We start from the raw sequence: 22,302 nt of genomic DNA on the forward strand, positions 1-22,302 counted from the left end.
GAACCCTGTCGCAAAAGGTACAGTTGATGACGAACAATCGCCGCGCCGTCTTCCTTGATCACCCTTCACTGGACCAGGGGGACCTTGACCTCAGCGAGCTGCAGGAAGTTTTCAGCGACTTGCAGCTGTGCGAGCAGACCTCGGCGGATCAGGTGGTCGAGCGCCTGCAAGGCGCTCAGGTAGCTATCAGTAACAAGATCCTGCTCAACGCCCAGACCCTGGCCGCCTGCCCCGACCTGAAGCTGATCCTGATCGCCGCCACCGGCACCAACAACGTCGACCTGGCCGTTGCCCGCGCCCAAGGCATTACCGTCAGTAACTGCCAGGGCTACGGCACACCGTCGGTGGCGCAGCACACGATCATGCTGTTGCTCAACCTCGCCACACGCCTGAAGGACTATCAAAAAGACGTCGACGCCGGCCTGTGGCAGCAAGCCAAGCAGTTCTGCCTGCTGGATTACCCGATTGTCGAACTGCAAGGCAAAACCCTCGGGCTGCTGGGCCATGGCGAACTGGGCGGCGCCGTCGCACGCCTGGCCGAAGCCTTTGGCATGCGCGTGCTGCTGGGCGCAATCCCCGGCCGCCCGGCGCGTGCAGACCGAGTGCCATTGGACGAACTGCTGCCGCAGATCGACGCCCTGACCCTGCATTGCCCGCTCAACGAGCACACGCGCCACTTCATCGGTGCCCGCGAGTTGGCGCTGCTCAAGCCAGGCGCGTTCGTGATCAACACCGCACGCGGTGGCCTGATCGATGAACAAGCCTTGGCAGACGCCTTGCGCGGCGGTCATCTGGGTGGCGCGGCCACCGATGTGCTGAGCGTCGAACCGCCGACTACCGGCAACCCGCTGCTGGCCGGCGACATCCCACGGCTGATCATCACGCCACACAGTGCCTGGGGCAGCCGCGAAGCACGGCAACGGATCGTCGGCCAATTGACCGAAAACGCCCGGGGCTTTTTCAGCGGCGCACCGCAGCGCGTCGTCAGTTGATAAACTGCGCTCCTTTTTCAGGGAGCAGACCATGGATCCGCGCAGTGAAGTACTGCTTCGTCAGGCCGAACTTTTTCAAGGCAACGTGTTGCTGGCTGGCCTGCCCGCCGATGACCTGCTTGGCCGCCTGCCCAATGCCCACGGCTGGTGCTGGCATGCCGGCGATCAGGCAGCGCTGAATGCGCGGCTTGCCGAGCGCAGCCATTTCGGGGTGAATGTGCCGCAGCGTCCATTCGACACGGCGGTGGTGTTCCTGCCCAAGTCCAAGGACCTGGCTGACTACATCCTCAAGGCCGTGGCCGCGCGCCTGCCGGGCGCCGAGCTGTACCTGGTCGGCGAAAAGCGCGGCGGCATTGAAAGCGCCGCCAAGCAACTGAACGCTTTTGGCAAGCCACGCAAACTCGACAACGCGCGACACTGCCAGTTGTGGCTGACCACCGTGGCCAACGCCCCGGTGGCGCCAGACCTTGCGAGCCTGGCCGAGGTATTTGAGGTGCCACTGGCCGACGGGCCGCTCAAGGTCGTCAGCCTGCCAGGCGTGTTCAGCCATGGCCGCCTGGATCGCGGTACCGCGCTGTTGCTAGAGCACCTGGACAAACTGCCCAGCGGTCATCTGCTGGACTTCGGCTGTGGCGCCGGCGTGCTGGGCGCGGCGGTCAAGCGGCGCTACCCGCACAACACCGTGACCCTGCTTGATGTGGACGCCTTCGCCACCGCCAGCAGTCGCCTGACCCTGGAGGCCAATGGCCTGGAAGGCGAAGTGCTGACCGGTGATGGCATCGACGCCGCGCCCATGGGGCTGGATGCGATCTTGAGCAACCCGCCGTTCCATGTCGGGGTGCATACGGATTATTTCGCAACGGAAAACCTGCTGCGAAAAGCACGCCAACATCTGAAAAATGGCGGCGAACTTCGGCTAGTTGCCAATAGTTTCCTGAAGTACCAGCCACTGATCGAAGAACACCTGGGCGTGTGTGCGATCAAGGCCGAAGGCCAGGGGTTTCGTATCTACCGGGCCAAGCGCGGCTGACGGGTGTTTGAAAAAGAAGGCTTGCCGAATGGATTTTGCCAAGGCAGAATCCGCTCCGTCCTAGGGGAGTAGTCTCCCACGAGCAACATGCTCGTCCGGCATACGTCAACATACTTGGTCAGCAGACCATGGCGTATGCGACCCAGGAGTCCGCACAGACGGACCGGGGTTTGACAAGACCTATGACACGCACACCTTACCCGGGGCGGGAAGGCTGTACGTGTCATAGCCGTGTCGACCCGCCCCTGGAAACCTACCTGATGCTGGATTCACTTCTCGTTCCTACCGCAATCGTTGCCTTGGCCGAAATTGGCGACAAGACACAACTGCTCGCGCTTATTCTCGCCGCCCGCTTTCGCAAACCCTGGCCGATCATCGCCGGCATCATCGCCGCGACCCTGGCCAACCACGCCGCCGCCGGCGCCGTGGGTGCCTGGTTTGGCAGTTTCTTCTCGGAGGCGGTGCTGCACTGGATCCTCGCCGCAAGCTTCTGCGCCACGGCTCTGTGGACCCTGGTGCCGGACAAGCTCGACGATGACGAGGCCAGCACTTCGCGCAAGTTCGGGCCGTTCCTGACCACCCTGATTGCATTCTTCATCGCTGAAATCGGCGACAAGACGCAGATCGCCACAGTGATGCTGGCAGCGCAATATCCGGAGTTGTGGTTGGTGATTATCGGCACCACCCTAGGCATGCTGATTGCCAACGTGCCGGTGGTTCTGGCGGGGAATTTCGCGGCTGAGAAACTGCCTCTGACCCTGATCCGTCGCCTGGCGGCCTCGGCGTTCTTCATCCTGGCGCTGGTAGCGGTGTACAAGGCCATGCAAAGCAGCGGCTGGATCTGACACCCCTCTGAATGTGGGAGCGGGCTTGCTCGCGATAGCGGTGGATCAGCCAGCGAATCCAGTGACTGACACTCCGCTATCGCGAGCAAGCCCGCTCCCACATTTGGATCTTCACACGGTCCGAGTTATCAGGACTTCTTGGCTTGCTGGTAAAGCGGCATTACCTTGGGAATCGCCGCCTGCAACGAGGCAATCCGACTGCTGGAGGCCGGGTGAGTGCTCATGAACTCAGGCGGTGCGCCTTCGGAAGCCTTGGCCATTTTGTTCCACAGCGTAATCGCAGCGTTCGGGTCATAACCGGCGCGGGCCGACAGTTCCAGGCCAATCAGGTCGGCTTCGTTCTCATTGCTGCGGCTGTTGGGCAAGGTCATGCCGTAGTTGGCCACGGTGTCGGCCAGCGCCATGCTGTCCTGCCCAAGCCCCAGCAACGCACCGGCGCCCTGCTTGGCCATTTCGATACCGTAGGCCTTGGACATGGCTTCGCGGCCGTGCTCGCGCAAGGCGTGGGCGATTTCATGCCCCATGACCGCGGCCAATTCGTCGTCGGTCAACTTGAGGTTTTCGATCAACCCGCTGTAGACGAAGATCTTGCCACCAGGCCCGCAGTTGGCGTTCATCTCGTCGCTTTTGATCAGGTTCACTTCCCACTTCCACTGCGCCGCATCCGGACGGAAGGTCGGTGCCTGGGCGATCAGGCGCTTGGCGATGGCCTGTACGCGCTTGGCGTTGGCGCTGGTCTTGTCCACCAACCCCTTGCCACTGGCTTCACCCAGGGTCTGCTGGTACGACTGCGCGTACATCTGGTCGACTTCCTGGCTCGACAGCATGCTGAACATGTACTGCTTGCGCTCCACACCCACGGCACCGCCGCTGGTGGTGTTGACGGACTGGCAACCGGCGAGCAGCAAGGCTGCGCTCAATGCCGTGACCACCAATGATTTTTTCATGCACATTCTCCCTGAAAACATGGCGCGTATCGTAGGCCCTCCCATGTATCGGCGCCAGATACACCTGACGCTTAACCGCTAAATTTCCGATACGCCCCACGCCTGCGACCGTTCTATTGATGACACTTCTGATTCTTTTGCGGGAGGCTCGCTCCCACATTTTGAATGTATTCACACATCAACATGTGGGAGCGGGCTTACTCGCGATGAGGCCAACCAAAACAACAAAGCACTGGCAGGCTCACGCCGGAGTAAGGCACTCCGGCCCATTGAGCTTCGGATCATTGACCATATTAGCCAACACCCGCTCGCGCAACGCCGTAGGCTCGCTGGCCAGCAATCCCTGCAACACATGCAGCGGCGTCTCGGGATCCAGCCAGGCCTCCTGCCCTGCCGCATCGAGAATCAACGGCCGGCGCTGGCTCTGCGCCGCCTGGGTCACTACCGCCGTACTCAACCACACCTGCTCCTGCACCGGGTAGGCCTCCCAGATCGCCGCAAAGAACAACGTCGAGCCCTCCCCCGGCGTCAGCCAGTACGGTCGCTTGCGCTGGGTGCCGCGCCATTCATAAAAGCCATTGGCCGGCAGCAGGCAACGGCGCAGGCGGAAGGCCTCGCGAAACATCGGTTGCTCGGCCAGGGTTTCGGCGCGGGCGTGGGCCGGTGTGCGGGACAGGTCGGTCAACCACGGCGGCGTCAGCCCCCAACGCGCCCGCGCCAAGCTGCGCTGGCCGTCGCTGAGGCGCTGGATCAGTACCGAATCATTGGGGGAAATATTCCACTGGGCCTGTTGATCCGCTGGGAAGCCCGGCAAGGCAGCAAACGAGGGGTTCCAGCGAAACAGGGCATAACGTCCACACATGGGGCAACACGACTCTTGGGTAAACCGGTCGACAGCCTAACAGACCAGCACGTCGGGGAAGCTGTCGGGTTCATCGCCAGGCAGAGGTTGCGCGCCGATATAGGCGCTAATCAGCTCTCGGGCGACAAGGGCCTGGTCGTTCTCTACCTCAAGGCCCAGCAGGCCGAAGATCGGCAGCTCACCCGTGCCACCGAGCAGATGGCGCCCGACCAGATGGGCGTCGATACCTTCGCTGGCAAGCATTTGTTGCAGCAACTCACCCTCCATCAGGTTCTCCGGCTCGTAGATTCGTTGCATCGTCGCCCCCTTTATTCGTTCTCGCTGCGCACTTCAAGCATCCACTCATCACCATGAACCTGCAGGTCGAAAACGATCGGCCGGCAGCACACCTGGCAGTCCTCTATATAGTTCTGGTCACCGCCGGATAAATCCACGCTTGTCTCAACCTCTTCACCACAATAAGGGCAATCGTACAGCACAGGTTCTAGCATCGCGGTCTCTCCCAAGTGACTTGTGCGTATAATCGCCGGTCTATTTGCAGGGCTTTTTCGTTTGATGCCATTTGTTCAGACCGGCCCTGTCACTTATCGATCCAAACCTTTACTTACCCTAGCCGTTTCTAACAAGAGAGCATGATGGGCGAATTCGATACCATCCGACCTTACAACGACAGCGAAGTCCCGGCAGTGCTGGCCCGGCTGTTCAGTGACAAGGCCTTTCTGGACATCCTGACCCACTTTCGCTTCCCGCGCTTTGCCGGCGCCTTTGGCTGGCTGCTCAAGCCGCTGATCGCCCAGAAACTGCGCCGTGAGTTCGCCGGTGTCACCACCGTCGCCACCTTGCAGGACAAAGTCGAGTATTACGTCGACCACACCATCGACCGGGCGACCGACGGCGTCACCTACACCGGGGTCGAACAGCTCAAGTCCGGCATGGCCTATGTTTTTTTGGCCAACCACCGCGATATCGTGATGGACCCGGCCTTCGTCAACTATGCGGTGTACCACGCCGGCCTGCCAACACCACGCATTGCCATCGGTGACAACCTGCTGCAGAAGCCGTTCGTCAGCGACCTGATGCGCCTGAACAAGAGCTTTATCGTGCACCGCTCCATTACCGGGCGACGCGAGAAGATGGCGGCTTATCAGTTGCTGTCCGCCTACATCAACCATTCGATCCGCAACGACTGCCAGTCGATCTGGATCGCCCAGGCCGAAGGTCGGGCCAAGGATGGGGATGATCGCACCGAGTCGGCGATCCTCAAGATGTTCCATATGAGCCGCAAGGATGAGCCGTTCGCCGACGTCATCCTGTCGTTGAACCTGACACCGGTGTCCATCAGCTACGAATATGACCCGTGCGACGCGGCCAAGGCGCGCGAGCTATTTATCCGCGCCAGCACTGGCACCTACAGCAAGGCGCCCGGCGAGGATGACGCGAGCATTGCCCTGGGCATCACCGGTTACAAGGGCCGGGTCCATATCAACTTTGCGCCGCCCATCACCGAGCGGTTTGAAGACACCAAACTATTGGCCATCGAGATGGACCGGCAGATCCTGGGCGGTTATCGGTTGTTTCCTGTGCATTACCTGGCGTATGCACAGTGGAGCGACGCGGACCCGCAATTGCAGGTGCCGACGGCCGCCGAAGTATTCCCGGCCGATGAGTTGGCCAAGGCGAAAGCGGAGTGGGAACGGCGCTTGACTGCATGCCCGCAAGAGCACCGACCGTATCTGGTGTTGCAATATGCGATGCCGGTGCGCAATCAGTATCGGGTCAACGCCGGGATCCCTCTGTAAACAACACGGCGCAATCAACTGTAGGAGCTGGCTTGCCGGCGATCGCATCACCTCGGTGTATCTGGCATACCGAGGTGCCTGCATCGCTGGCAAGCCAGCTCCTACAGTTGTTTTGTGGTGTCTTTACAGTTGAGTGCTGAGCCAGGACAGCAGCAGCGCCAGGCCAAGGCAGGCAAAGCCGATGCGATAACCAAGACGATGACTGCGCTCGGTGCGCACATCCAGAAACAGCATGGGCTGGTCGATGGCCCGCTCTTCGCTTTGTGCGGCCAGACTGGCCATCGCACGCTGCTCCTGCAGGCGGGTAATAAACAGCAACGCCGCGCCAGGACAGGCAATCAGCAGTGCAGTGGTATTGATCAATAACGCAGGCAACGGCATTTCAAACCCCGGTGTGACAGTCGTCCATCCAGATGCGCTCTCCTGCGCAGTGCAGCTCCATCCCCCAATGACGAGCAATGTATCGAGTAATTTACGTCGTCACCTGAACGTCACCTTAACAAGCCACTCTGTTGCCCTTCGAACACCCGGGAGCTTGTCATGTTGCACGCGCAAAACCAGGATCGGCTGTACCTGATCGCCCCAACCGATGAGCAAGAGGCGCTGGTCGGAGGCCTGGCGTTCAATGTCCAGGACCGGCACTGGTTGGTGTATTGCGCCCTCGGCGGGCATCAGCATGCCGACCTGCCGGAGCTGGACCTGCTGACTGGAGTCAGTGTGCTGGACTTTTATGTCGAAACGGCGGCATGACAGCCGCAGGCACAAAAAAGCCGGGCCCCTGACTGGGGCCCGGCTTTTTACTAAAGATTACTGCGAACTGAGGATCTGGCCGATGCTTGGATCCTTGAACAGTCGCGTCAGGGCATCACTCAACACGTCGCTGACCAGCTTGGTGTTGGTTTCCTGGTTCGGCGCCATGCCAAAGCGCTGGTCCAGGGACGCAGCGTAACGGCCGTTGTAGCGGCGGTTGCCGGCCGACACATCAGAGCGGAAGGTCGCGCCGATGGTGGCTTCGGTCACGTACAGGCCTTCCTTGGGCGACTGATACTTGAGCTCGGCCAGGGTCACGGTCAACTGCGGCGCACCAGGCGAGTTGCTGGTCGGGGTGAAACCCAGCAGACGCACAGCCGCTTCGGCCTGGGCTTGCAGCTTGGGCAGCACGTCGGCACCGGTCACCGTGATGGCGCTGGTTTCCGGGTACAGGCCGCCGCGGGTGCCCAGTGTCGGCGATGGACGACCATCAACGACACGCACCGACACCGGCTGGCCATGGCCCACAGGCGCCAACTGGGTGGTGAGCTTGGGTTGCGGGCTCAGTTGCTGCGGGCTGTGGGCGCAGCCAACCAGGGTCAAGCTGGTCACAGTGATCAAACCGAACAACAGGCGTTGCAACATGCTTTTTTCTCCAGAATTCAGGTACCGACAGCCCGGCAGTATAGCGGTGCGTCACCACCTGGAACTAGCGCCAGTTACAACCTCAGACCCAGGCCCGTGTGCAGCGGTTCAGTGTCACCAAGGTGTCATTCTTGACAGATATGCTTGGCGTCATTCTCAGGAGGCCTACCATGCTCAATCTTCTCTGGCGCTTTTTCGCTCGCACGCCCGCCTATCGCAACTTTGCCAGGCTCGACCCACAAGGTCGCTGCCAGGCATTCAAGCAATGCAGCCAGCCGCCCGTGGGCGAGGGTTGGGTCGAAGTCGAAGAGATCCGCCTGAGCTGGATGCACCAGCCACTGCCCGCCCGCGCCCGCGTCAGCCCGCGCCGCGCACGGTCATCACACCGTCTGCCGTTGACCGCCTGACCGAAGCGCTAATAAAAGTCATAAAACACGTCCATTTCCCCGCATTTCTTCGCTACAATCTCCCCCCGATTATAAGGACGTCTCCTGATCGGGCCTCGCAGCATCGCTAATGCCCTGGTATTAGCTCCCCCGCACCGCCCACAGAGAGCCGCCCACACAGATCGAGTGAAGCTGGCGAGCTGGCTGTTTTGTCTGCAAACCTGCGCCTTTACCGAATCTGCCAGAGCTGCCATTGCGCTCGGCCACTTGAGTTGTTTGCCCGTTATGCCGCATGTCGGCAGTGATTTCGGGCCAGGTGCCAGGCTGGGGCAGCCCTTTTTTGAGGTTCACGTCTTCAAAAGAGCGTGAAAAAACGGGTTTTCACAACTTCACAAGAGTGTGGCGAGCAAATGAATAGTTTTGCGTTTGTACAAGCACCATCAACGTCTGGCACTGCCCAACCACACAGGACCGAGTACTCCCCAAGAACCGGAGCTTGAAGCCTGTCCGCTACGGATTTGGTTGCACGATCGGACGTACTTGACCATAAGTCGAATTGCCACAGGGGCCCTGAAATGCGTTCATATGCAGATAAGGCCTGGTCGGCAGCGTCCGCTGAAGTTGCAAAAAAATTGCGAAGAATCGGACATGGCAATCCTGGCCATGGGTAACCTGGGGCATCACGTGAACCGCCCCGTCACTCCTGGCAGCCATGCCGTCAATTTGGTGCTGCAGATTTTGGAGACGCGTTAAATGGCGCATAACGAAGCAGTCGACGTAGTACTGGTAGGTGCGGGCATCATGAGTGCCACCCTCGCCGTACTGCTCAAGGAGCTCGACCCCGGCCTCAAGCTGGAAGTCGTTGAGCTGATGGACTCGGGTGCAGCAGAGAGTTCCAACCCGTGGAACAACGCCGGTACCGGTCACGCCGGGCTGTGCGAGCTGAACTACACCCCGCAGGCTGGCGATGGTTCCATCGACATCAAGAAAGCCGTGCACATCAACACCCAGTTCGAGGTGTCGAAGCAGTTCTGGGCGTACCTGACCAAACAAGGCACCTTTGGCTCAGCCAAGTCCTTTATCAGCCCGGTGCCGCACCTGAGCTTCGTGCAGGGCGAAAAAGGCGTGTCGTTCCTCAAGAAGCGCTTTGAAACCCTCAGCCAGCACCACGCGTTCTCGGATATGCACTACACCGAAGACCGTGCAGAAATGGCCGAGTGGATGCCGCTGATGATGCCTGGCCGCCCGGCTGACGAGAAAATCGCCGCGACCCGCGTGATGAACGGCACCGACGTCAACTTCGGCGCCCTGACCAACCAATTGCTGGCGCACCTGAGCAGCTCGGCAGATGCCCAGGTCAAATACAGCAAGCGCGTCACCGGCCTCAAGCGCAATGGCGCCGGCTGGACCGTGAGCATCAAGGACGTCAACAGCGGCAACACGCGCCATGTCGACGCCAAGTTCGTGTTTCTCGGCGCCGGTGGCGCGGCCTTGCCGCTGCTGCAAGCCTCGGGCATCGAAGAAAGCAAAGGGTTTGGTGGCTTCCCGGTCAGCGGCCAGTGGCTGCGTTGCGACAACCCGCAAGTGGTCAAGCAGCACCAGGCCAAGGTCTACAGCCAGGCGGCTGTGGGTTCGCCACCGATGTCGGTGCCGCACCTGGACACCCGCGTGGTAGAGGGCAAGAAATCCCTGCTGTTCGGGCCATACGCCGGTTTCACCACCAAGTTCCTCAAGTTCGGTTCGTTCCTTGACCTGCCCATGTCGATTCGCCTCGGCAATATCGGCCCGATGCTGGCCGTGGCCCGCGACAACATGGACCTGACCAAGTACCTGGTCAGCGAAGTGATGCAGTCCATGGAACAGCGCCTGGAATCCCTGCGCCGCTTCTACCCCGAGGCAAAAGCCGAAGACTGGCGCCTGGAAGTGGCTGGCCAGCGAGTGCAGATCATCAAGAAAGACCCGAAGAAAGGCGGCGTGCTGCAATTCGGTACCGAACTGGTCGCGGCCAAGGACGGTTCGCTGGCCGCGCTGCTGGGCGCCTCCCCAGGTGCGTCGGTAACTGTTTCGATCATGCTGGAACTGATCGAACGCTGCTTCCCGGCCCAGGCTGCCGGCGAGTGGGCGACCAAGCTGCAGGAAATCTTCCCGGCCCGGGAAAAAGTCCTGGAGACTGATGCCGAGCTGTACCGCAAGATCAGCGTACAGAACAACATCAGCCTGGAGCTGGTTGAGCAAAGCAGCGCGGCCCAAAGCTACGCTTGACCCCTGTAGGAGCGAGCTTGCTCGCGAAAAACCTGAGGACGCCGCGTTTATCCAGAATAAACGCGTCATCGTTAGCGTTCTTCGCGAGCAAGCTCGCTCCTACCAAAGGCAATAAAAAACGCCCCGCTCTCGCGATGAGAACGGGGCGTTTTTTTATGTCTGGATAATCAGCCGCGGACTTGCTCGATCAACTCGATGTACTCGTGCGCATTGCGCTGGTCCTTGATCAGGTCGACGAAGGTCTGGCCGTGCTCGTCCTTGCCATCGAGGTCCAGGCCGGCCTCCTTGAAAAAGGTCAGGAAACGTTCGAAATCGTCGATGCGCAGGCCGCGATAGGCTTTGATCAGTTTATGCAGGGAAGGTGAAGTGGCGTCGACCGGTTCAAAATCCAGGAACAGCTTGATCTGATCGTCGCCGATCTCGTCACCAATCACTTGTTTCTTATCTTTACGCATTGCCGACTCCAGCCTGCAGACATTTACACGGGGGTAGAAGTCTACCTGCGGGACTCAAGGTTCGGAAGCCACGAAAATCGAATGTGGGCTCAGTCGAACTGGGCCAGCATCCAGCGATGATACTCAGCCATGCCGGCTTCGCCTTCACGGGGTGCCCAGCTCGCCAGCTCGCCCTCGCCTACGGGGCGATAAGGGCCAGCCTTGCACTCGAACATCACCGAGTCAGGCTCAAGCACCACCAGGCCATGGAAAACGCCGGGCGACAGATCAACACCCTGGCACTCTCCACCCGCCTGCAAGATGCGCCGTTCGAGAACTTCGCCTGACTCGCTGAAGATCAGAATCCCCAGGCGCCCCTTGAGTACCAGCAGGGTCTCGGCCTTGTCAGCAGTGAGGTGACGATGAGGCTGCACGTAGGTGTGTGGCTGCAAACCGACAGCCATGCGATGGCACGGCTCTTCCATCTGGTGGAAGTTGACGTTCTGCCGGCCACGGGGGCTGGCGGCGGCTTTCTCAGCCAATTCGGCAAACAGAGATTGATCAAGAAAGCGCGCCATGGCTTACATCCCCTTCACAGCAAAGATGCCATTGGCATTACGCCAGTAGCCTTTGTAATCCATGCCGTAACCAAAGATGTAGCGGTCGATGCACGGCAGGCCAACGTAATCGGCTTTCAGGTCCGGGCGGGCCTTGCGGTCGTGGTCTTTATCGATCAGCACGGCGGTGTGCACTTTGCGCGCACCGGCGTGTTTGCAGAAGTCGATGATCGCGCCAAGGGTATGACCCTCGTCGAGGATGTCGTCGATGATCAATACGTCGCGGTCGATGAACGACACTTCCGGCTTGGCTTTCCAGAACAGGTCACCGCCGCTGGTTTCATTGCGATAGCGGGTGGCGTGCAGGTAGGACGCTTCCAGGGGGAATTGCAGGTGAGTCAGCAATTTGCCGGCGAAAATCAGACCACCGTTCATCACACAGAACACCACCGGGTTGGTGTCGGCCATTTCGCGTGTGATGTGCGCGCCGACCTTGGCGATAGCCTCTTCGACTTGTGCTTCGGTGTACAGGCAGTCAGCCTCGCGCATGATTTGACGGATATGGTCGAGATCAGCGGACATGGCGCTCTCCAGAGGGGTACTGTGGCAAGAAAAGCGGGCGAAGGTACGCTTCTGGGACGCAACGTTCAAGCCTTTATGGACTAACGTACTGGTTGTCTATAGGACAACACCCTCGGATAGATTAATCTAGGCCGGTTTTTTTGCCCGCCGCCGGAGCCTTTCCCCATGCCCATCCGTGAGATCCGCCACCCGCTGATCCGACACAAGCTCGGCCTTATGCGCCGCGCCGACATTAGCACGAAGAACTTCCGTGAGCTTGCTCAGGAAGTCGGAGCGTTGCTCACCTACGAAGCCACGAAAGATTTACCCCTGGAAAACTACGAGATCCCCGGTTGGTGCGGTCCCGTCCAGGTCGAGAAAATCGCCGGCAAGAAAATTACCGTAGTACCGATCCTGCGCGCCGGCATCGGCATGCTTGAAGGCGTGCTGAGCCTGATCCCGGGCGCCAAGGTCAGCGCTGTGGGCGTAGCCCGCAACGAAGAAACCCTGCAGGCCCACACCTACCTGGAAAAACTCGTCCCGGAAATCGACGAACGCCTGGCGATGATCATCGACCCGATGCTGGCCACCGGCAGTTCCATGGTCGCCACCATCGACCTGCTGAAGAAAGCCGGCTGCAAGGACATCCGCGCCATGGTGCTGGTGGCTGCGCCCGAAGGGATCGCCGCCGTAGAGAAGGCGCACCCGGATGTGATGATCTACACCGCGTCCATTGATGAACGCCTGAACGAGCACGGCTACATCATTCCGGGCCTGGGCGATGCTGGCGACAAGATCTTCGGCACCAAGCAGAAGGACGCGTGAGCATGCAGGATGAATTCAACGACCCGCTTTGGCGCCAGATCCTGTCTGGCGCACAAATGCTCTTCGTAGCATTTGGCGCGCTGGTGTTGATGCCACTGATCACAGGTCTTGATCCAAACGTTGCACTGTTTACCGCAGGTCTTGGCACGCTGCTGTTCCAGATCGTGACCGGACGCCAAGTGCCGGTATTCCTGGCATCGAGCTTTGCCTTTATCACCCCGATCATTCTCGCCAAGGGCCAGTTCGGCCTCGCGGCGACCATGGGCGGCGTGATGGCGGCGGGTTTCGTCTACACCTTCCTCGGCCTGGCCGTGAAGATCAAAGGCACCGGTTTTATCGACCGGCTGCTGCCGCCCGTGGTCATCGGGCCGGTGATCATCTCCATCGGCCTGGCCATGGCGCCGATCGCCGCCAATATGGCAATGGGCAAGAGCGGTGATGGTGCCGAGCTGATTCATTACCAGACGGCGATGATGATCTCGATGCCGGCGCTGCTGACCACGCTGATCGTGGCCGTATTCGGCAAGGGCATTTTCCGCCTGGTGCCGATCATTGCCGGGGTGCTGGTAGGTTTTGGCATGTCGTTCTACTTTGGCGTGGTCGATACCGCGAAGATCGCCGCCGCCCCGTGGCTCGCCCTGCCCCACTTCACCGCACCGGAGTTCAACTGGCAGGCGATTCTGTTTATCGTCCCGGTGGCCCTGGCACCGGCCATCGAGCACATCGGCGGCGTGATTGCCGTGGGTAGCGTGACTGGTCGCGATTACCTGAAAAAGCCCGGCCTGCATCGCACGCTATTGGGCGACGGTATCGCCACCACCACTGCCGGTATGTTCGGCGGCCCGCCCAACACCACCTACGCCGAAGTGACGGGCGCGGTGATGCTGACCAAGAACTACAACCCGAAGATCATGACCTGGGCGGCAGTATTCGCCATCACCCTGGCCTTTGTCGGCAAGTTCGGCGCGCTGCTGCAGAGCATTCCGGTGCCGGTGATGGGCGGGATTCTGTGCCTGTTGTTCGGCTCGATTGCCGCGGTGGGGATGAATACCCTGATCCGTCACAAGATCGACCTGGGCGAAGCGCGCAATCTGGTGATTGTGTCAGTGACCCTGGTCTTTGGGATTGGTGGTGTGCTGATCGGTACCGGTACTGGTCCGGATGATTTCGGCCTCAAGGGCATCGCCCTGTGTGCCGTGGTGGCAATTGGTTTGAACCTGCTGCTGCCGGGCAATGATGGCTGGAAGCACAAGAAGCCGGATGAGCCGTTGCTCTAAAAGCTACGGATTGTCGGTGTTGCTGATGGCCTCATCGCGGGCAAGCCCGGCTCCCACATTGAAGTGTATTCCAATGTGGGAGCCGGGCTTGCCCGCGATGAGGCCAGTCCAGCCAATGTAGATCCAAGCCTTAAAGATCGCCCAAGCCATCGACCAGCGCCTGGTTCTGCTCTGGCGTACCGATGCTGATCCGCAGGAACTGGGCAATCCGCTCCTGCTTGAAGTGCCGCACGATCACCCCTTGCTCACGCAGTTTGGCCGCCAGGCCAGCCGCATCGTGCCGTGGGTGGCGGGCAAAGATGAAGTTGGCCGCTGACGGCAACACCTCAAAACCCTTCTCTCGCAACTGCGCCACAACCTTCTCACGGCTGTCGATGACCAACTGGCAAGTCTTCTCGAAATACTCACGGTCCTCGAACGCTGCTGCCGCGCCGACAATCGCCAGGCGATCCAGCGGATACGAGTTGAAGCTGTTCTTGACCCGCTCCAGCGCCTCGATCAGGTCCGGGTGCCCCACCGCCAAGCCTACCCGCAAACCGGCCAGTGAGCGCGACTTGGAGAGGGTCTGGGTGACCAGCAAGTTCGGGTAACGGTCCACCAGGCTGATCGCGGTTTCGCCGCCGAAGTCGATATAGGCCTCATCAACCACCACCACCGAATCCGGGCTGGCCTTGAGAAGCTGCTCTACCGCATCCAGTGCCAGTACGCAGCCCGTCGGCGCGTTCGGGTTGGGGAAGATGATCCCGCCGTTAGGCTTGGCATAGTCCACCACGCGGATCTGGAACTGCTCATCCAGCGGCACCGGGTCGGACTTGATGCCATACAGCCCGCAGTAGACGGGATAAAAGCTGTAGCTGATATCCGGAAACAGCAGCGGCAAGTCGTGCTGGAACAGGCCGTGGAAGATGTGCGCCAGGACCTCATCGGAACCGTTACCGAGGAAGACCTTGCCTGCATCGACCCCGTAGTACCTGGCCACGGCCTGCTTGAGCAGATCGCTGTTGGGGTCGGGGTACAAGCGCAGGTTGTCGTTCAGCTCGGCCTGCATGGCTGCCAGCGCCTTGGGCGATGGACCATAGGGGTTTTCGTTGGTGTTGAGCTTGACCAGCTTGGTCAGCTTCGGCTGCTCGCCGGGCACGTAAGGCACCAGGTCCTTGACGAAGGGGCTCCAGAATTTGCTCATGCCTTACTCTCCCTTGACGATGCGATATTCGGCGCTGCGGGCGTGCGCGCTCAGCGATTCACCACGGGCCAGCACCGAGGCGGTCTTGCCCAGCTCCGAGGCGCCCTGTGGCGAGCAGAAGATGATCGACGAGCGCTTCTGGAAGTCGTACACCCCAAGCGGCGACGAGAAGCGCGCAGTGCCGGACGTCGGCAGGACGTGGTTGGGACCCGCGCAGTAGTCGCCCAGGGCTTCGCTGGTGTGGCGGCCCATGAAGATCGCCCCGGCATGGCGAATCGACGGCAGCCAGGCTTGTGGATCGGCCACCGACAGCTCCAGGTGCTCCGGCGCGATGCGGTTGGCGACTTCGATGGCCTGCTCCATGTCCTGCACCAGGATCAGCGCGCCACGGCCATTGATCGACTTCTCGATGATCTCGGCACGTTCCATGGTCGGCAGCAGTTTATTGATGCTGGCGGCCACCTTGTCGAGAAACTCGGCGTCGGGGCTGACCAGGATCGCCTGGGCGTCTTCGTCGTGCTCGGCCTGGGAGAACAGGTCCATGGCGATCCAGTCCGGGTCGGTCTGGCCGTCGCACACCACGAGGATTTCCGAGGGGCCGGCGATCATGTCGATGCCGACCTGGCCGAATACGTGGCGCTTGGCGGTGGCGACGTAGATGTTGCCTGGGCCAACGACCTTGTCGACCTTGGGCACGCTTTCGGTGCCATAGGCCAGGGCCGCAACGGCTTGGGCGCCACCTATGGTGAACACGCGATCAACCCCGGCGATGCAGGCCGCAGCCAGCACCAGCTCGTTGATTTCACCGCGCGGGGTCGGCACGACCATAACCACTTCGGTCACGCCGGCCACCTTGGCCGGAATCGCGTTCATCAGTACCGATGACGGGTACGAAGCCTTTCCACCCGGCACATACAGGCCGGCACGGTCCAGGGGCGTGACCTTCTGGCCCAGCACCGTGCCATCAGCCTCGGTGTAGCTCCAGGAGTCCTGTTTCTGCTTCTCGTGGTAGCTGCGCACCCGCGCTGCAGCCACTTCCAGGGCTTCACGCTGAGGCGCAGTGATGCGCGTCAGGGCCAGCTCCAGGCGTTCGCGGGGCAGGATCAGGTCAGCCATGGATTTGACGTCCAGGCCGTCAAACTGGCGGGTAAAGTCCACCAGCGCCGCATCACCGCGCTCGCGCACGGCCTTGATGATGTCGAGCACCCGCTGGTTGACCGAGTCGTCGGACACGCTTTCCCAGCTCAGCAGATGATCCAGATGATGGGCAAAATCCGGGTCGGCAGCGTTGAGTCGGGCAATTGCAGTGGACGTGGTCATAGCGAGGGCCTCAATAGAATTGGCAAAAACTCAGGCGCCCTAAACTAGCAGTCGTTTCCGCTTGGGCACCTGAGAATTCTGGCTATGAGGCGGATAGACGGGCGCAGCTTTTCAGCTACGCGGGTGAGTCAACCGCGGTGTCGAGACTCCACTGCCTTGCGCAGGGTGTCGATCAACGCCTGGATACGGGCGTGCTGCATTTTCATCGAAGCTTTGTTGACGATCAGCCGGGAGCTGATGTCGGCGATAAAGTCCTGGGGCTCCAGGCCATTGGCGCGCAGGGTGTTGCCGGTGTCGACCACGTCGATGATCTTGTCGGCCAGGCCGATCAACGGAGCCAACTCCATCGAGCCGTAGAGCTTGATGATGTCGACCTGACGGCCTTGCTCGGCGTAATAACGCTTGGCGACGTTGACGAACTTGGTGGCCACCCGCAAGCGGCCCTTGGGCTCGACGTCACCGACACGGCCAGCAGTCATCAACTTGCACAGGGCGATACGCAGGTCCAGCGGCTCGTACAGGCCCTGACCACCGTATTCCATCAGCACGTCCTTACCGGCGACGCCGAGGTCGGCGGCGCCATGTTCAACGTAGGTCGGCACGTCGGTAGCCCGCACGATCAGCAGGCGAACGTCGTCCTGGGTCGTGGGGATGATCAGCTTGCGGCTCTTGTCCGGATTCTCGGTCGGCACGATGCCCGCTTCAGCCAGAAGCGGCAAAGTGTCGTCAAGGATGCGGCCCTTGGACAGTGCGATGGTCAACATGGGAAACGTCAATCCTTCATCAGGCTATTGCTGTCCGGTCGCAAACGGCGCCAGACACAGATCGAGGCCATGACAGCCTCGATTTGAAACAAACCAGTGTTTGTAGGAGCGAGCAAGCTCGCTCCTACAGCGCAGCAGGGACTAGCCCGGTACGCGGCGGATTTTTGCGCCGAGCATCTGCAGTTTTTCTTCGATGCACTCGTAGCCACGGTCTATGTGGTAGATGCGATCGATCAGGGTGTCGCCATCAGCGCACAGCGCCGAGATCACCAGGCTGGCCGAAGCCCGCAGGTCGGTCGCCATCACTGGCGCGCCCTTGAGCTGCTCGATACCGGTGACGATGGCCGTGTTGCCTTCGACCTGGATCTTGGCGCCCATGCGGTGCAGTTCATACACGTGCATGAAGCGGTTTTCGAAGATGGTCTCGATGACAGCACCAGTACCTTCGGCAATCGCGTTCAGGGAGATGAACTGCGCCTGCATGTCAGTCGGGAACGCCGGGTACGGAGCAGTACGCACGTTGACGGCTTTCGGCCGCTTGCCGTGCATGTTCAGCTCGATCCAGTCTTCGCCGCAGGTGATTTCAGCACCGGCTTCGCGCAGTTTTTCCAGGACCGCTTCCAGGATAGTCGGATCGGTGTCCTTGACCTTGACGCGGCCACCGGTCACGGCAGCAGCAACCAGGTAGGTACCGGTCTCGATACGGTCCGGCATGACCTTGTAGGTCGCGGTGTGCAGACGCTCTACGCCATCAATGGTGATGGTGTCGGTGCCAGCACCGGAAACCTTCGCGCCCATGGCGTTCAGGAAGTTGGCCAGGTCGACCACTTCCGGCTCGCGCGCGGCGTTTTGCAGGACGCTGCGGCCCTTGGCCAAGGCAGCGGCCATCATAATGTTCTCGGTACCGGTCACGCTGACGGTATCAAAGAAGAAGCTCGCACCACGCAGGCCGCCTTCCGGCGCCTTGGCCTTGATGTAGCCGCCTTCGACGTCGATGGTTGCGCCCATGGCTTCAAGGCCACGGATGTGCAGGTCCACCGGACGCGAACCGATGGCGCAACCGCCAGGCAGGGCCACTTCGGCTTCGCCGAAACGGGCGACCATCGGCCCCAGCACCAGGATCGAGGCACGCATGGTTTTCACCAGTTCGTACGGTGCGATCAGGGTTTTGATGGTGCGCGGGTCGATTTCGACCGACAGTTTCTCGTCGATCACAGGCTCAATGCCCATGCGGCCGAACAGCTCGATCATCGTGGTGATGTCGTGCAGGTGCGGCAGGTTGGCTACGGTAACCGGGCCATCGCACAGCAAGGTAGCGGCCAGGATCGGCAAGGCCGAGTTTTTAGCCCCGGAGATACGGATTTCGCCATCAAGACGGGCACCGCCGGTAATAATCAATTTATCCATAAGAATCTCGACGTCTTGGGGGCTCAGGTGCGCTCGGCCCAGGCCGCGCGGCTGAAAAATTTCATAGTGACCGCATGGATGCTGCCATCGGTGATCCACGGGTTCAAATGGGCATAGATCTGCTGCTGACGCTTGACCGGGCTCAATGCCGCCAGTTCATCGCTAATCACGTTCAGCTGGAAATTGCAGCCTTCGCCTTCAACTGCAACCTCAGTATTCGGCAGCTTTCCTTCAAGGAAGCTTTTAACTTCTAGGGCCTGCATGCTCAACCTCTATCGGCGCCCAGTGCGCGCGGGTCGCACATCATACAAAAAAGCCCCGCGCCTGCGAACCCCGCATAGCAGGACTCTGACGGGGGGCTTCTTCAATAATGTGTATTAAGGATGCGCCAACAGCTCGGTCAAACCGCAAACCTGGGCGATTTCCCGCATATCCTCGGGTAATGCGCGAATACTGACAGGTTTGCTGACTGCGGCGGCGTCACGTAGGAAACACAAGAGCAATGACAAGCCAACACTGCTGGACTTCACCACCGCCGAGCAATCGAGAACCAATGCCGGCGCGGTGCTGGCATTGATCAGCGCCTGGCCCTGCTTGCGCAGAGCCGGCCCGGAGCTGTAGTCGAGCACGCCACTCAGGAGCAACTCGCCGGGCTGGCCTTGACGAACAGCCGACTCAGTCATGGGGCCTGCTTCTCTGCGGCTTCTTCGGTCACTTCCTTGGCCTTGGCCACTTCGCCAGCCCAACCATTGATGGTTTTGTCCAGGTCGTTGCCATTGCGCTGCATGGCGTCGGCAAACTGGTCACGGAACAACTTGCCGATGTTGATGCCGTTGATGATCACGTTGCGCACTTTCCACTCACCATTGATTTTCTCAAGGGTGTAGGAAACCGGATACACCGAGCCATTGTTGCCCTTGACCTGCATATCCACGCTGGTGCGGTCGCCAGACTCATCCTTGGCCGGGGAAACCACGATGCCCTGGTTGTTGTATTCCAGCAGGGCGTTGCCGTAGAACTGCATCAGGCTGCGCTTGAAGTTTTCCTGGAAGCGTTGCATCTGCTCAGGCGTAGCCTTGCGCGAGTACTTGACGGTCATGATGCTGCGGGAGATGCCGTCAGCGTCGACCACCGGCCCCACGATCCCGTTAAGGGCGTCGTAGAACGCGCCTGGGCTCTGCTTGTACTTGTCCTTGTTCGCGGCAAGGTCAGCCAGCAGTTCTTTGGTGGTTCTATCAATAATGTCGTGCGCCGAAGGCGCCGCCACGGCGTTAGCCATCAATGGCAAGGCTGCCAACAGCACCAACAGGCCACGTCGCAAGGTAGAGATCATGAACAAACTCCTCATTTGGCGTCTTTGCTAACCGTATTAAGCAGGAATTTACCGATCAGGTCCTCAAGCACCAACGACGACTGTGTGTCATGAATGGTCGAGCCATCCTTGAGCAAGGCTTCTTCCCCGCCCACGCTGATACCGATGTACTTCTCGCCCAGCAGACCCGCCGTGAGAATAGATGCAGTGGAGTCATTCGGCAGATTATCTACCTTCTTGTCCAGTTGCAGGGTCACGCGGCCGGTGAAGCTGTCGCGGTCCAGATCGATTGCCGTGACCTTGCCGATGGTCACACCGGCCATGGTCACTTTGGATCTGACCGTCAAACCGGCGATATTGTCGAAGTAGGCGTAAAGTTTATAGGTATCGGCGGCCGGGCTGGTCGACAAGCCGCTGACTCGCAGGGCGAGCAACAGTAAAGCCAGGATGCCAGCCAGCAAGAAAAGGCCGACACCGATTTCCACAGTGCGGTTTTGCATCAGAAATCTCCAAACATCAAGGCGGTCAAAATGAAGTCAAGGCCCAGTACCGCCAGCGAGGCGTACACAACGGTCTTGGTGGTGGCACGACTGATCCCCTCTGAAGTGGGCTCACAGTCATAGCCTTGGAATACGGCGATCCAAGTCACGACAAAGGCGAAGACGATGCTCTTGATAATGCCATTGAGCACGTCACCGCTGAAGGTCACGCTGTTTTGCATGTTGGCCCAGTAGGAGCCGTCGTAGACCCCCAGCCAGTCCACCGCCACCCACGAACCGCCCCAGATCCCGACCACGCTGAAGATCATCGCCAGCAGTGGCAGGGAAATGAAGCCGGCCCACAGGCGCGGGGCAACAATGTACTTGAGCGGGTCCACGCCGATCATTTCCAGGCTGGACAACTGCTCGGTGGCCTTCATGTTGCCGATCTCGGCGGTCAACGCAGAACCGGCACGCCCGGCAAACAGCAATGCCGTGACCACCGGCCCCAGCTCACGCAGCAGCGTCAGCGCAACCATCTGCCCCACCGCCTGCTCGGAACCGTAGCTGGACAGGATATTGAAGCCCTGCAACGCCAGCACCATACCGATAAAGACACCGGAGACCACGATGATCACCAGGGACATCACGCCCACCGAATGCAACTGCTTGAGCAGCAAGCCAAAACCACCGCCAATACCGCCGCGGCCAAGCAAGGCGTGAAACAGGAAAATCGTCGAACGCCCGAGCACTTCGAGGATGTCGATGCCGGAGCGACCGAAAAGACGAACCTTCTCGATTAAAGATGTCTTGCGCATCAGCGCTTCCCCAGAAGATCTGAGCGGTAGTCCGCTGCCGGAAAATGAAAAGGCACCGGGCCATCAGGATCGCCGGTCATGAATTGGCGAATGCGCGGGTTGTCAGCGTTCATCAGTTCTTCAGGCGTACCCTGTCCCAACACCTGGCCATCACCGACAACATAGAGGTAGTCGGCAATGCTCGCGGTTTCGGCCAGATCATGGGAAACCACGATACTGGTGATACCCAGCGCATCGTTGAGCAGACGGATCAGACGCACCAAGACCCCCATGGCGATGGGGTCCTGGCCGACGAACGGCTCGTCATACATCAGGATCTGGGGGTCGAGGGCAATCGCACGCGCCAGGGCGACACGCCGTTTCATACCGCCAGAGAGTTCATCTGGCATCAGGTCGATGGCACCGCGAAGGCCGACGGCCTGCAGTTTCAGCAATACAATGTCACGAATCATTTCTTCGGACAGTTGGGTGTGCACCCGCAACGGGAACGCGACGTTTTCGAAAACGTCGAGATCGGTGAACAGAGCGCCGCTCTGAAACAGCACACCCATGTGCTTGCGCGCATCGAACAGGTCACTGCGCGACAGGGTCGGCAGGTTCTGGCCGTTGACCCAGACTTCCCCGGCGGTGGGACGCAACTGCATGCCCATCAGGCGCAGCAGGGTCGTCTTGCCGCAGCCGGACGGCCCCATGATGCCCGTCACCTTGCCGCGGGGAATGCGAATATCGACATTATTGAAGATGCTGCGCGTACCGCGCTTGAAGGAAAGGCCCTTCAGCTCGACCGCGTAGGCGTTATCGGCACTCATCTAAACTCCTTGGGATGCAGCTTCTCACTCAGACACCA

The 22,302-nt window shown here is 60.3% G+C and carries 28 protein-coding genes and 1 riboswitch; of the genes, 9 read left to right on the forward strand and 19 right to left on the reverse strand.

Going from position 1 to position 22,302, the window contains the following annotated elements:
* Positions 1–26 precede the first annotated feature (26 nt).
* The 3 genes from H097_RS12200 to H097_RS12210 all read left to right on the forward strand — a co-directional run bounded on the left by H097_RS12200 (position 27) and on the right by H097_RS12210 (position 2,867).
* The gene (locus H097_RS12200) at positions 27–992 is read left to right on the forward strand and encodes a 2-hydroxyacid dehydrogenase (protein ID WP_032860058.1); all 966 of its coding nucleotides are present in this window, start codon (positions 27–29) and stop codon (positions 990–992) included.
* A gap of 31 nt (positions 993–1,023) precedes the next feature.
* A complete protein-coding gene (locus tag H097_RS12205) occupies positions 1,024–2,022 on the forward strand; it encodes a class I SAM-dependent methyltransferase (protein WP_032860059.1) in 999 nt (332 codons plus the stop codon).
* A gap of 51 nt (positions 2,023–2,073) precedes the next feature.
* Positions 2,074–2,193, forward strand: a riboswitch (yybP-ykoY riboswitch).
* Between the two features lie 89 nt (positions 2,194–2,282).
* Entirely contained in the window at positions 2,283–2,867 is a 585-nt protein-coding gene (locus H097_RS12210) for a TMEM165/GDT1 family protein (protein ID WP_032860060.1), read from the forward strand.
* A gap of 128 nt (positions 2,868–2,995) precedes the next feature.
* On the opposite strand, the gene H097_RS12215 is transcribed toward H097_RS12210, so the two are convergent.
* From H097_RS12215 to H097_RS12230, 4 genes are all read right to left on the reverse strand, one after another.
* Positions 2,996–3,814 carry a M48 family metallopeptidase gene (locus H097_RS12215; protein ID WP_032860061.1) on the reverse strand — a complete coding sequence of 273 codons (819 nt, stop codon included), beginning with the start codon at positions 3,812–3,814 and terminating at the stop codon, positions 2,996–2,998.
* Positions 3,815–4,055: 241 nt separating this feature from the next.
* Positions 4,056–4,676 (reverse strand): SOS response-associated peptidase, encoded by a 621-nt coding sequence (locus H097_RS12220; RefSeq protein ID WP_032860062.1) that lies wholly within the window; start codon positions 4,674–4,676, stop codon positions 4,056–4,058.
* A 36-nt stretch (positions 4,677–4,712) separates the two neighbouring features.
* Positions 4,713–4,973 (reverse strand): DUF2007 domain-containing protein, encoded by a 261-nt coding sequence (locus tag H097_RS12225; protein ID WP_032860063.1) that lies wholly within the window; start codon positions 4,971–4,973, stop codon positions 4,713–4,715.
* 11 nt (positions 4,974–4,984) lie between these two features.
* Complete coding sequence (locus H097_RS12230; protein WP_032860064.1) at positions 4,985–5,167, reverse strand: CPXCG motif-containing cysteine-rich protein; 183 nt, start codon at positions 5,165–5,167, stop codon at positions 4,985–4,987.
* 144 nt (positions 5,168–5,311) lie between these two features.
* Between H097_RS12230 and H097_RS12235 the strand changes: the two genes are divergently transcribed.
* Positions 5,312–6,475, forward strand: coding sequence for a 1-acyl-sn-glycerol-3-phosphate acyltransferase (locus H097_RS12235; RefSeq protein WP_174553292.1), 1,164 nt, complete (start codon positions 5,312–5,314; stop codon positions 6,473–6,475).
* Between the two features lie 123 nt (positions 6,476–6,598).
* On the opposite strand, the gene H097_RS12240 is transcribed toward H097_RS12235, so the two are convergent.
* Positions 6,599–6,856, reverse strand: coding sequence for a hypothetical protein (locus tag H097_RS12240; RefSeq protein ID WP_032860066.1), 258 nt, complete (start codon positions 6,854–6,856; stop codon positions 6,599–6,601).
* Positions 6,857–7,015: 159 nt separating this feature from the next.
* Here H097_RS12240 and H097_RS12245 point away from each other — a divergent pair, with 159 nt between their 5' ends.
* A complete protein-coding gene (locus H097_RS12245; RefSeq protein WP_032860067.1) occupies positions 7,016–7,225 on the forward strand; it encodes a hypothetical protein in 210 nt (69 codons plus the stop codon).
* Between the two features lie 57 nt (positions 7,226–7,282).
* Here the strand turns inward: H097_RS12245 and H097_RS12250 are convergent, their stop codons facing one another.
* Positions 7,283–7,870, reverse strand: coding sequence for a YajG family lipoprotein (locus H097_RS12250; protein ID WP_032860068.1), 588 nt, complete (start codon positions 7,868–7,870; stop codon positions 7,283–7,285).
* A 170-nt stretch (positions 7,871–8,040) separates the two neighbouring features.
* On the opposite strand from H097_RS12250, the gene H097_RS12255 reads away from it, so the two are divergent.
* Together H097_RS12255 and mqo are read left to right on the forward strand one after the other, a co-directional pair.
* Positions 8,041–8,277, forward strand: coding sequence for a hypothetical protein (locus tag H097_RS12255; RefSeq protein ID WP_032860069.1), 237 nt, complete (start codon positions 8,041–8,043; stop codon positions 8,275–8,277).
* Positions 8,278–9,009: 732 nt separating this feature from the next.
* Positions 9,010–10,518, forward strand: coding sequence for a malate dehydrogenase (quinone) (gene mqo / locus H097_RS12260; RefSeq protein WP_032860070.1), 1,509 nt, complete (start codon positions 9,010–9,012; stop codon positions 10,516–10,518).
* A 167-nt stretch (positions 10,519–10,685) separates the two neighbouring features.
* Here mqo and H097_RS12265 read toward each other — a convergent pair whose 3' ends face one another.
* From H097_RS12265 to H097_RS12275, 3 genes are all read right to left on the reverse strand, one after another.
* Positions 10,686–10,973, reverse strand: a complete 288-nt coding sequence (locus H097_RS12265; protein WP_032860071.1) for a PA4642 family protein — start codon at positions 10,971–10,973, stop codon at positions 10,686–10,688.
* Positions 10,974–11,062: 89 nt separating this feature from the next.
* On the reverse strand, positions 11,063–11,530 hold the full coding sequence (locus tag H097_RS12270; protein ID WP_032860072.1) for a WbuC family cupin fold metalloprotein: 468 nt from the start codon (positions 11,528–11,530) through the stop codon (positions 11,063–11,065).
* 3 nt (positions 11,531–11,533) lie between these two features.
* Positions 11,534–12,091, reverse strand: coding sequence for a hypoxanthine-guanine phosphoribosyltransferase (locus H097_RS12275; protein WP_029291749.1), 558 nt, complete (start codon positions 12,089–12,091; stop codon positions 11,534–11,536).
* A gap of 165 nt (positions 12,092–12,256) precedes the next feature.
* Between H097_RS12275 and upp the strand changes: the two genes are divergently transcribed.
* Together upp and H097_RS12285 are read left to right on the forward strand one after the other, a co-directional pair.
* The gene (upp, locus tag H097_RS12280; protein WP_032860073.1) at positions 12,257–12,895 is read left to right on the forward strand and encodes a uracil phosphoribosyltransferase; all 639 of its coding nucleotides are present in this window, start codon (positions 12,257–12,259) and stop codon (positions 12,893–12,895) included.
* Between the two features lie 2 nt (positions 12,896–12,897).
* The gene (locus H097_RS12285) at positions 12,898–14,172 is read left to right on the forward strand and encodes a uracil-xanthine permease family protein (protein WP_032860074.1); all 1,275 of its coding nucleotides are present in this window, start codon (positions 12,898–12,900) and stop codon (positions 14,170–14,172) included.
* 130 nt (positions 14,173–14,302) lie between these two features.
* Here the strand turns inward: H097_RS12285 and hisC are convergent, their stop codons facing one another.
* The 10 genes from hisC to H097_RS12335 form a co-directional block, all read right to left on the reverse strand.
* Positions 14,303–15,355: a histidinol-phosphate transaminase gene (hisC, locus tag H097_RS12290; protein ID WP_032860075.1), complete on the reverse strand. Its 1,053-nt coding sequence runs from the start codon at positions 15,353–15,355 to the stop codon at positions 14,303–14,305.
* A gap of 3 nt (positions 15,356–15,358) precedes the next feature.
* A complete protein-coding gene (gene hisD, locus H097_RS12295; protein WP_029291757.1) occupies positions 15,359–16,675 on the reverse strand; it encodes a histidinol dehydrogenase in 1,317 nt (438 codons plus the stop codon).
* Positions 16,676–16,803: 128 nt separating this feature from the next.
* The gene (gene hisG, locus H097_RS12300; RefSeq protein ID WP_003188599.1) at positions 16,804–17,439 is read right to left on the reverse strand and encodes an ATP phosphoribosyltransferase; all 636 of its coding nucleotides are present in this window, start codon (positions 17,437–17,439) and stop codon (positions 16,804–16,806) included.
* Between the two features lie 141 nt (positions 17,440–17,580).
* Positions 17,581–18,846 carry a UDP-N-acetylglucosamine 1-carboxyvinyltransferase gene (gene murA / locus H097_RS12305; RefSeq protein ID WP_032860076.1) on the reverse strand — a complete coding sequence of 422 codons (1,266 nt, stop codon included), beginning with the start codon at positions 18,844–18,846 and terminating at the stop codon, positions 17,581–17,583.
* A 23-nt stretch (positions 18,847–18,869) separates the two neighbouring features.
* A complete protein-coding gene (locus H097_RS12310) occupies positions 18,870–19,109 on the reverse strand; it encodes a BolA family protein (RefSeq protein WP_010567702.1) in 240 nt (79 codons plus the stop codon).
* Positions 19,110–19,223: 114 nt separating this feature from the next.
* Positions 19,224–19,529 (reverse strand): STAS domain-containing protein, encoded by a 306-nt coding sequence (locus tag H097_RS12315; RefSeq protein WP_032860077.1) that lies wholly within the window; start codon positions 19,527–19,529, stop codon positions 19,224–19,226.
* Entirely contained in the window at positions 19,526–20,179 is a 654-nt protein-coding gene (locus H097_RS12320) for an ABC transporter substrate-binding protein (RefSeq protein ID WP_032860078.1), read from the reverse strand. Before H097_RS12320 ends, H097_RS12315 begins: the two co-directional genes overlap by 4 nt.
* An 11-nt stretch (positions 20,180–20,190) precedes the next feature.
* Complete coding sequence (gene mlaD / locus H097_RS12325) at positions 20,191–20,658, reverse strand: outer membrane lipid asymmetry maintenance protein MlaD (RefSeq protein ID WP_032860079.1); 468 nt, start codon at positions 20,656–20,658, stop codon at positions 20,191–20,193.
* Positions 20,658–21,455 (reverse strand): lipid asymmetry maintenance ABC transporter permease subunit MlaE, encoded by a 798-nt coding sequence (gene mlaE / locus H097_RS12330; RefSeq protein WP_032860080.1) that lies wholly within the window; start codon positions 21,453–21,455, stop codon positions 20,658–20,660. The genes mlaD and mlaE overlap by 1 nt, the downstream gene beginning before the upstream one ends.
* Entirely contained in the window at positions 21,455–22,264 is an 810-nt protein-coding gene (locus H097_RS12335; protein ID WP_029291781.1) for an ATP-binding cassette domain-containing protein, read from the reverse strand. The genes mlaE and H097_RS12335 overlap by 1 nt, the downstream gene beginning before the upstream one ends.
* Positions 22,265–22,302 lie beyond the last annotated feature (38 nt).

Source organism: Pseudomonas sp. FH4 (assembly GCF_000510915.2).
Lineage (GTDB): Bacteria > Pseudomonadota > Gammaproteobacteria > Pseudomonadales > Pseudomonadaceae > Aquipseudomonas > Aquipseudomonas brenneri.

Coding starts and splice junctions, on each gene's coding strand:
- H097_RS12200 (WP_032860058.1), top strand. CDS start 27: ATGACGAACAATCGCCGCGCCGTCTTCCTTGATCACCCTTCACTGGAC.
- H097_RS12205 (WP_032860059.1), top strand. CDS start 1,024: ATGGATCCGCGCAGTGAAGTACTGCTTCGTCAGGCCGAACTTTTTCAA.
- H097_RS12210 (WP_032860060.1), top strand. CDS start 2,283: ATGCTGGATTCACTTCTCGTTCCTACCGCAATCGTTGCCTTGGCCGAA.
- H097_RS12215 (WP_032860061.1), bottom strand. CDS start 3,814: ATGAAAAAATCATTGGTGGTCACGGCATTGAGCGCAGCCTTGCTGCTC.
- H097_RS12220 (WP_032860062.1), bottom strand. CDS start 4,676: ATGTGTGGACGTTATGCCCTGTTTCGCTGGAACCCCTCGTTTGCTGCC.
- H097_RS12225 (WP_032860063.1), bottom strand. CDS start 4,973: ATGCAACGAATCTACGAGCCGGAGAACCTGATGGAGGGTGAGTTGCTG.
- H097_RS12230 (WP_032860064.1), bottom strand. CDS start 5,167: ATGCTAGAACCTGTGCTGTACGATTGCCCTTATTGTGGTGAAGAGGTT.
- H097_RS12235 (WP_174553292.1), top strand. CDS start 5,312: ATGGGCGAATTCGATACCATCCGACCTTACAACGACAGCGAAGTCCCG.
- H097_RS12240 (WP_032860066.1), bottom strand. CDS start 6,856: ATGCCGTTGCCTGCGTTATTGATCAATACCACTGCACTGCTGATTGCC.
- H097_RS12245 (WP_032860067.1), top strand. CDS start 7,016: ATGTTGCACGCGCAAAACCAGGATCGGCTGTACCTGATCGCCCCAACC.
- H097_RS12250 (WP_032860068.1), bottom strand. CDS start 7,870: ATGTTGCAACGCCTGTTGTTCGGTTTGATCACTGTGACCAGCTTGACC.
- H097_RS12255 (WP_032860069.1), top strand. CDS start 8,041: ATGCTCAATCTTCTCTGGCGCTTTTTCGCTCGCACGCCCGCCTATCGC.
- mqo (WP_032860070.1), top strand. CDS start 9,010: ATGGCGCATAACGAAGCAGTCGACGTAGTACTGGTAGGTGCGGGCATC.
- H097_RS12265 (WP_032860071.1), bottom strand. CDS start 10,973: ATGCGTAAAGATAAGAAACAAGTGATTGGTGACGAGATCGGCGACGAT.
- H097_RS12270 (WP_032860072.1), bottom strand. CDS start 11,530: ATGGCGCGCTTTCTTGATCAATCTCTGTTTGCCGAATTGGCTGAGAAA.
- H097_RS12275 (WP_029291749.1), bottom strand. CDS start 12,091: ATGTCCGCTGATCTCGACCATATCCGTCAAATCATGCGCGAGGCTGAC.
- upp (WP_032860073.1), top strand. CDS start 12,257: ATGCCCATCCGTGAGATCCGCCACCCGCTGATCCGACACAAGCTCGGC.
- H097_RS12285 (WP_032860074.1), top strand. CDS start 12,898: ATGCAGGATGAATTCAACGACCCGCTTTGGCGCCAGATCCTGTCTGGC.
- hisC (WP_032860075.1), bottom strand. CDS start 15,355: ATGAGCAAATTCTGGAGCCCCTTCGTCAAGGACCTGGTGCCTTACGTG.
- hisD (WP_029291757.1), bottom strand. CDS start 16,675: ATGACCACGTCCACTGCAATTGCCCGACTCAACGCTGCCGACCCGGAT.
- hisG (WP_003188599.1), bottom strand. CDS start 17,439: ATGTTGACCATCGCACTGTCCAAGGGCCGCATCCTTGACGACACTTTG.
- murA (WP_032860076.1), bottom strand. CDS start 18,846: ATGGATAAATTGATTATTACCGGCGGTGCCCGTCTTGATGGCGAAATC.
- H097_RS12310 (WP_010567702.1), bottom strand. CDS start 19,109: ATGCAGGCCCTAGAAGTTAAAAGCTTCCTTGAAGGAAAGCTGCCGAAT.
- H097_RS12315 (WP_032860077.1), bottom strand. CDS start 19,529: ATGACTGAGTCGGCTGTTCGTCAAGGCCAGCCCGGCGAGTTGCTCCTG.
- H097_RS12320 (WP_032860078.1), bottom strand. CDS start 20,179: ATGATCTCTACCTTGCGACGTGGCCTGTTGGTGCTGTTGGCAGCCTTG.
- mlaD (WP_032860079.1), bottom strand. CDS start 20,658: ATGCAAAACCGCACTGTGGAAATCGGTGTCGGCCTTTTCTTGCTGGCT.
- mlaE (WP_032860080.1), bottom strand. CDS start 21,455: ATGCGCAAGACATCTTTAATCGAGAAGGTTCGTCTTTTCGGTCGCTCC.
- H097_RS12335 (WP_029291781.1), bottom strand. CDS start 22,264: ATGAGTGCCGATAACGCCTACGCGGTCGAGCTGAAGGGCCTTTCCTTC.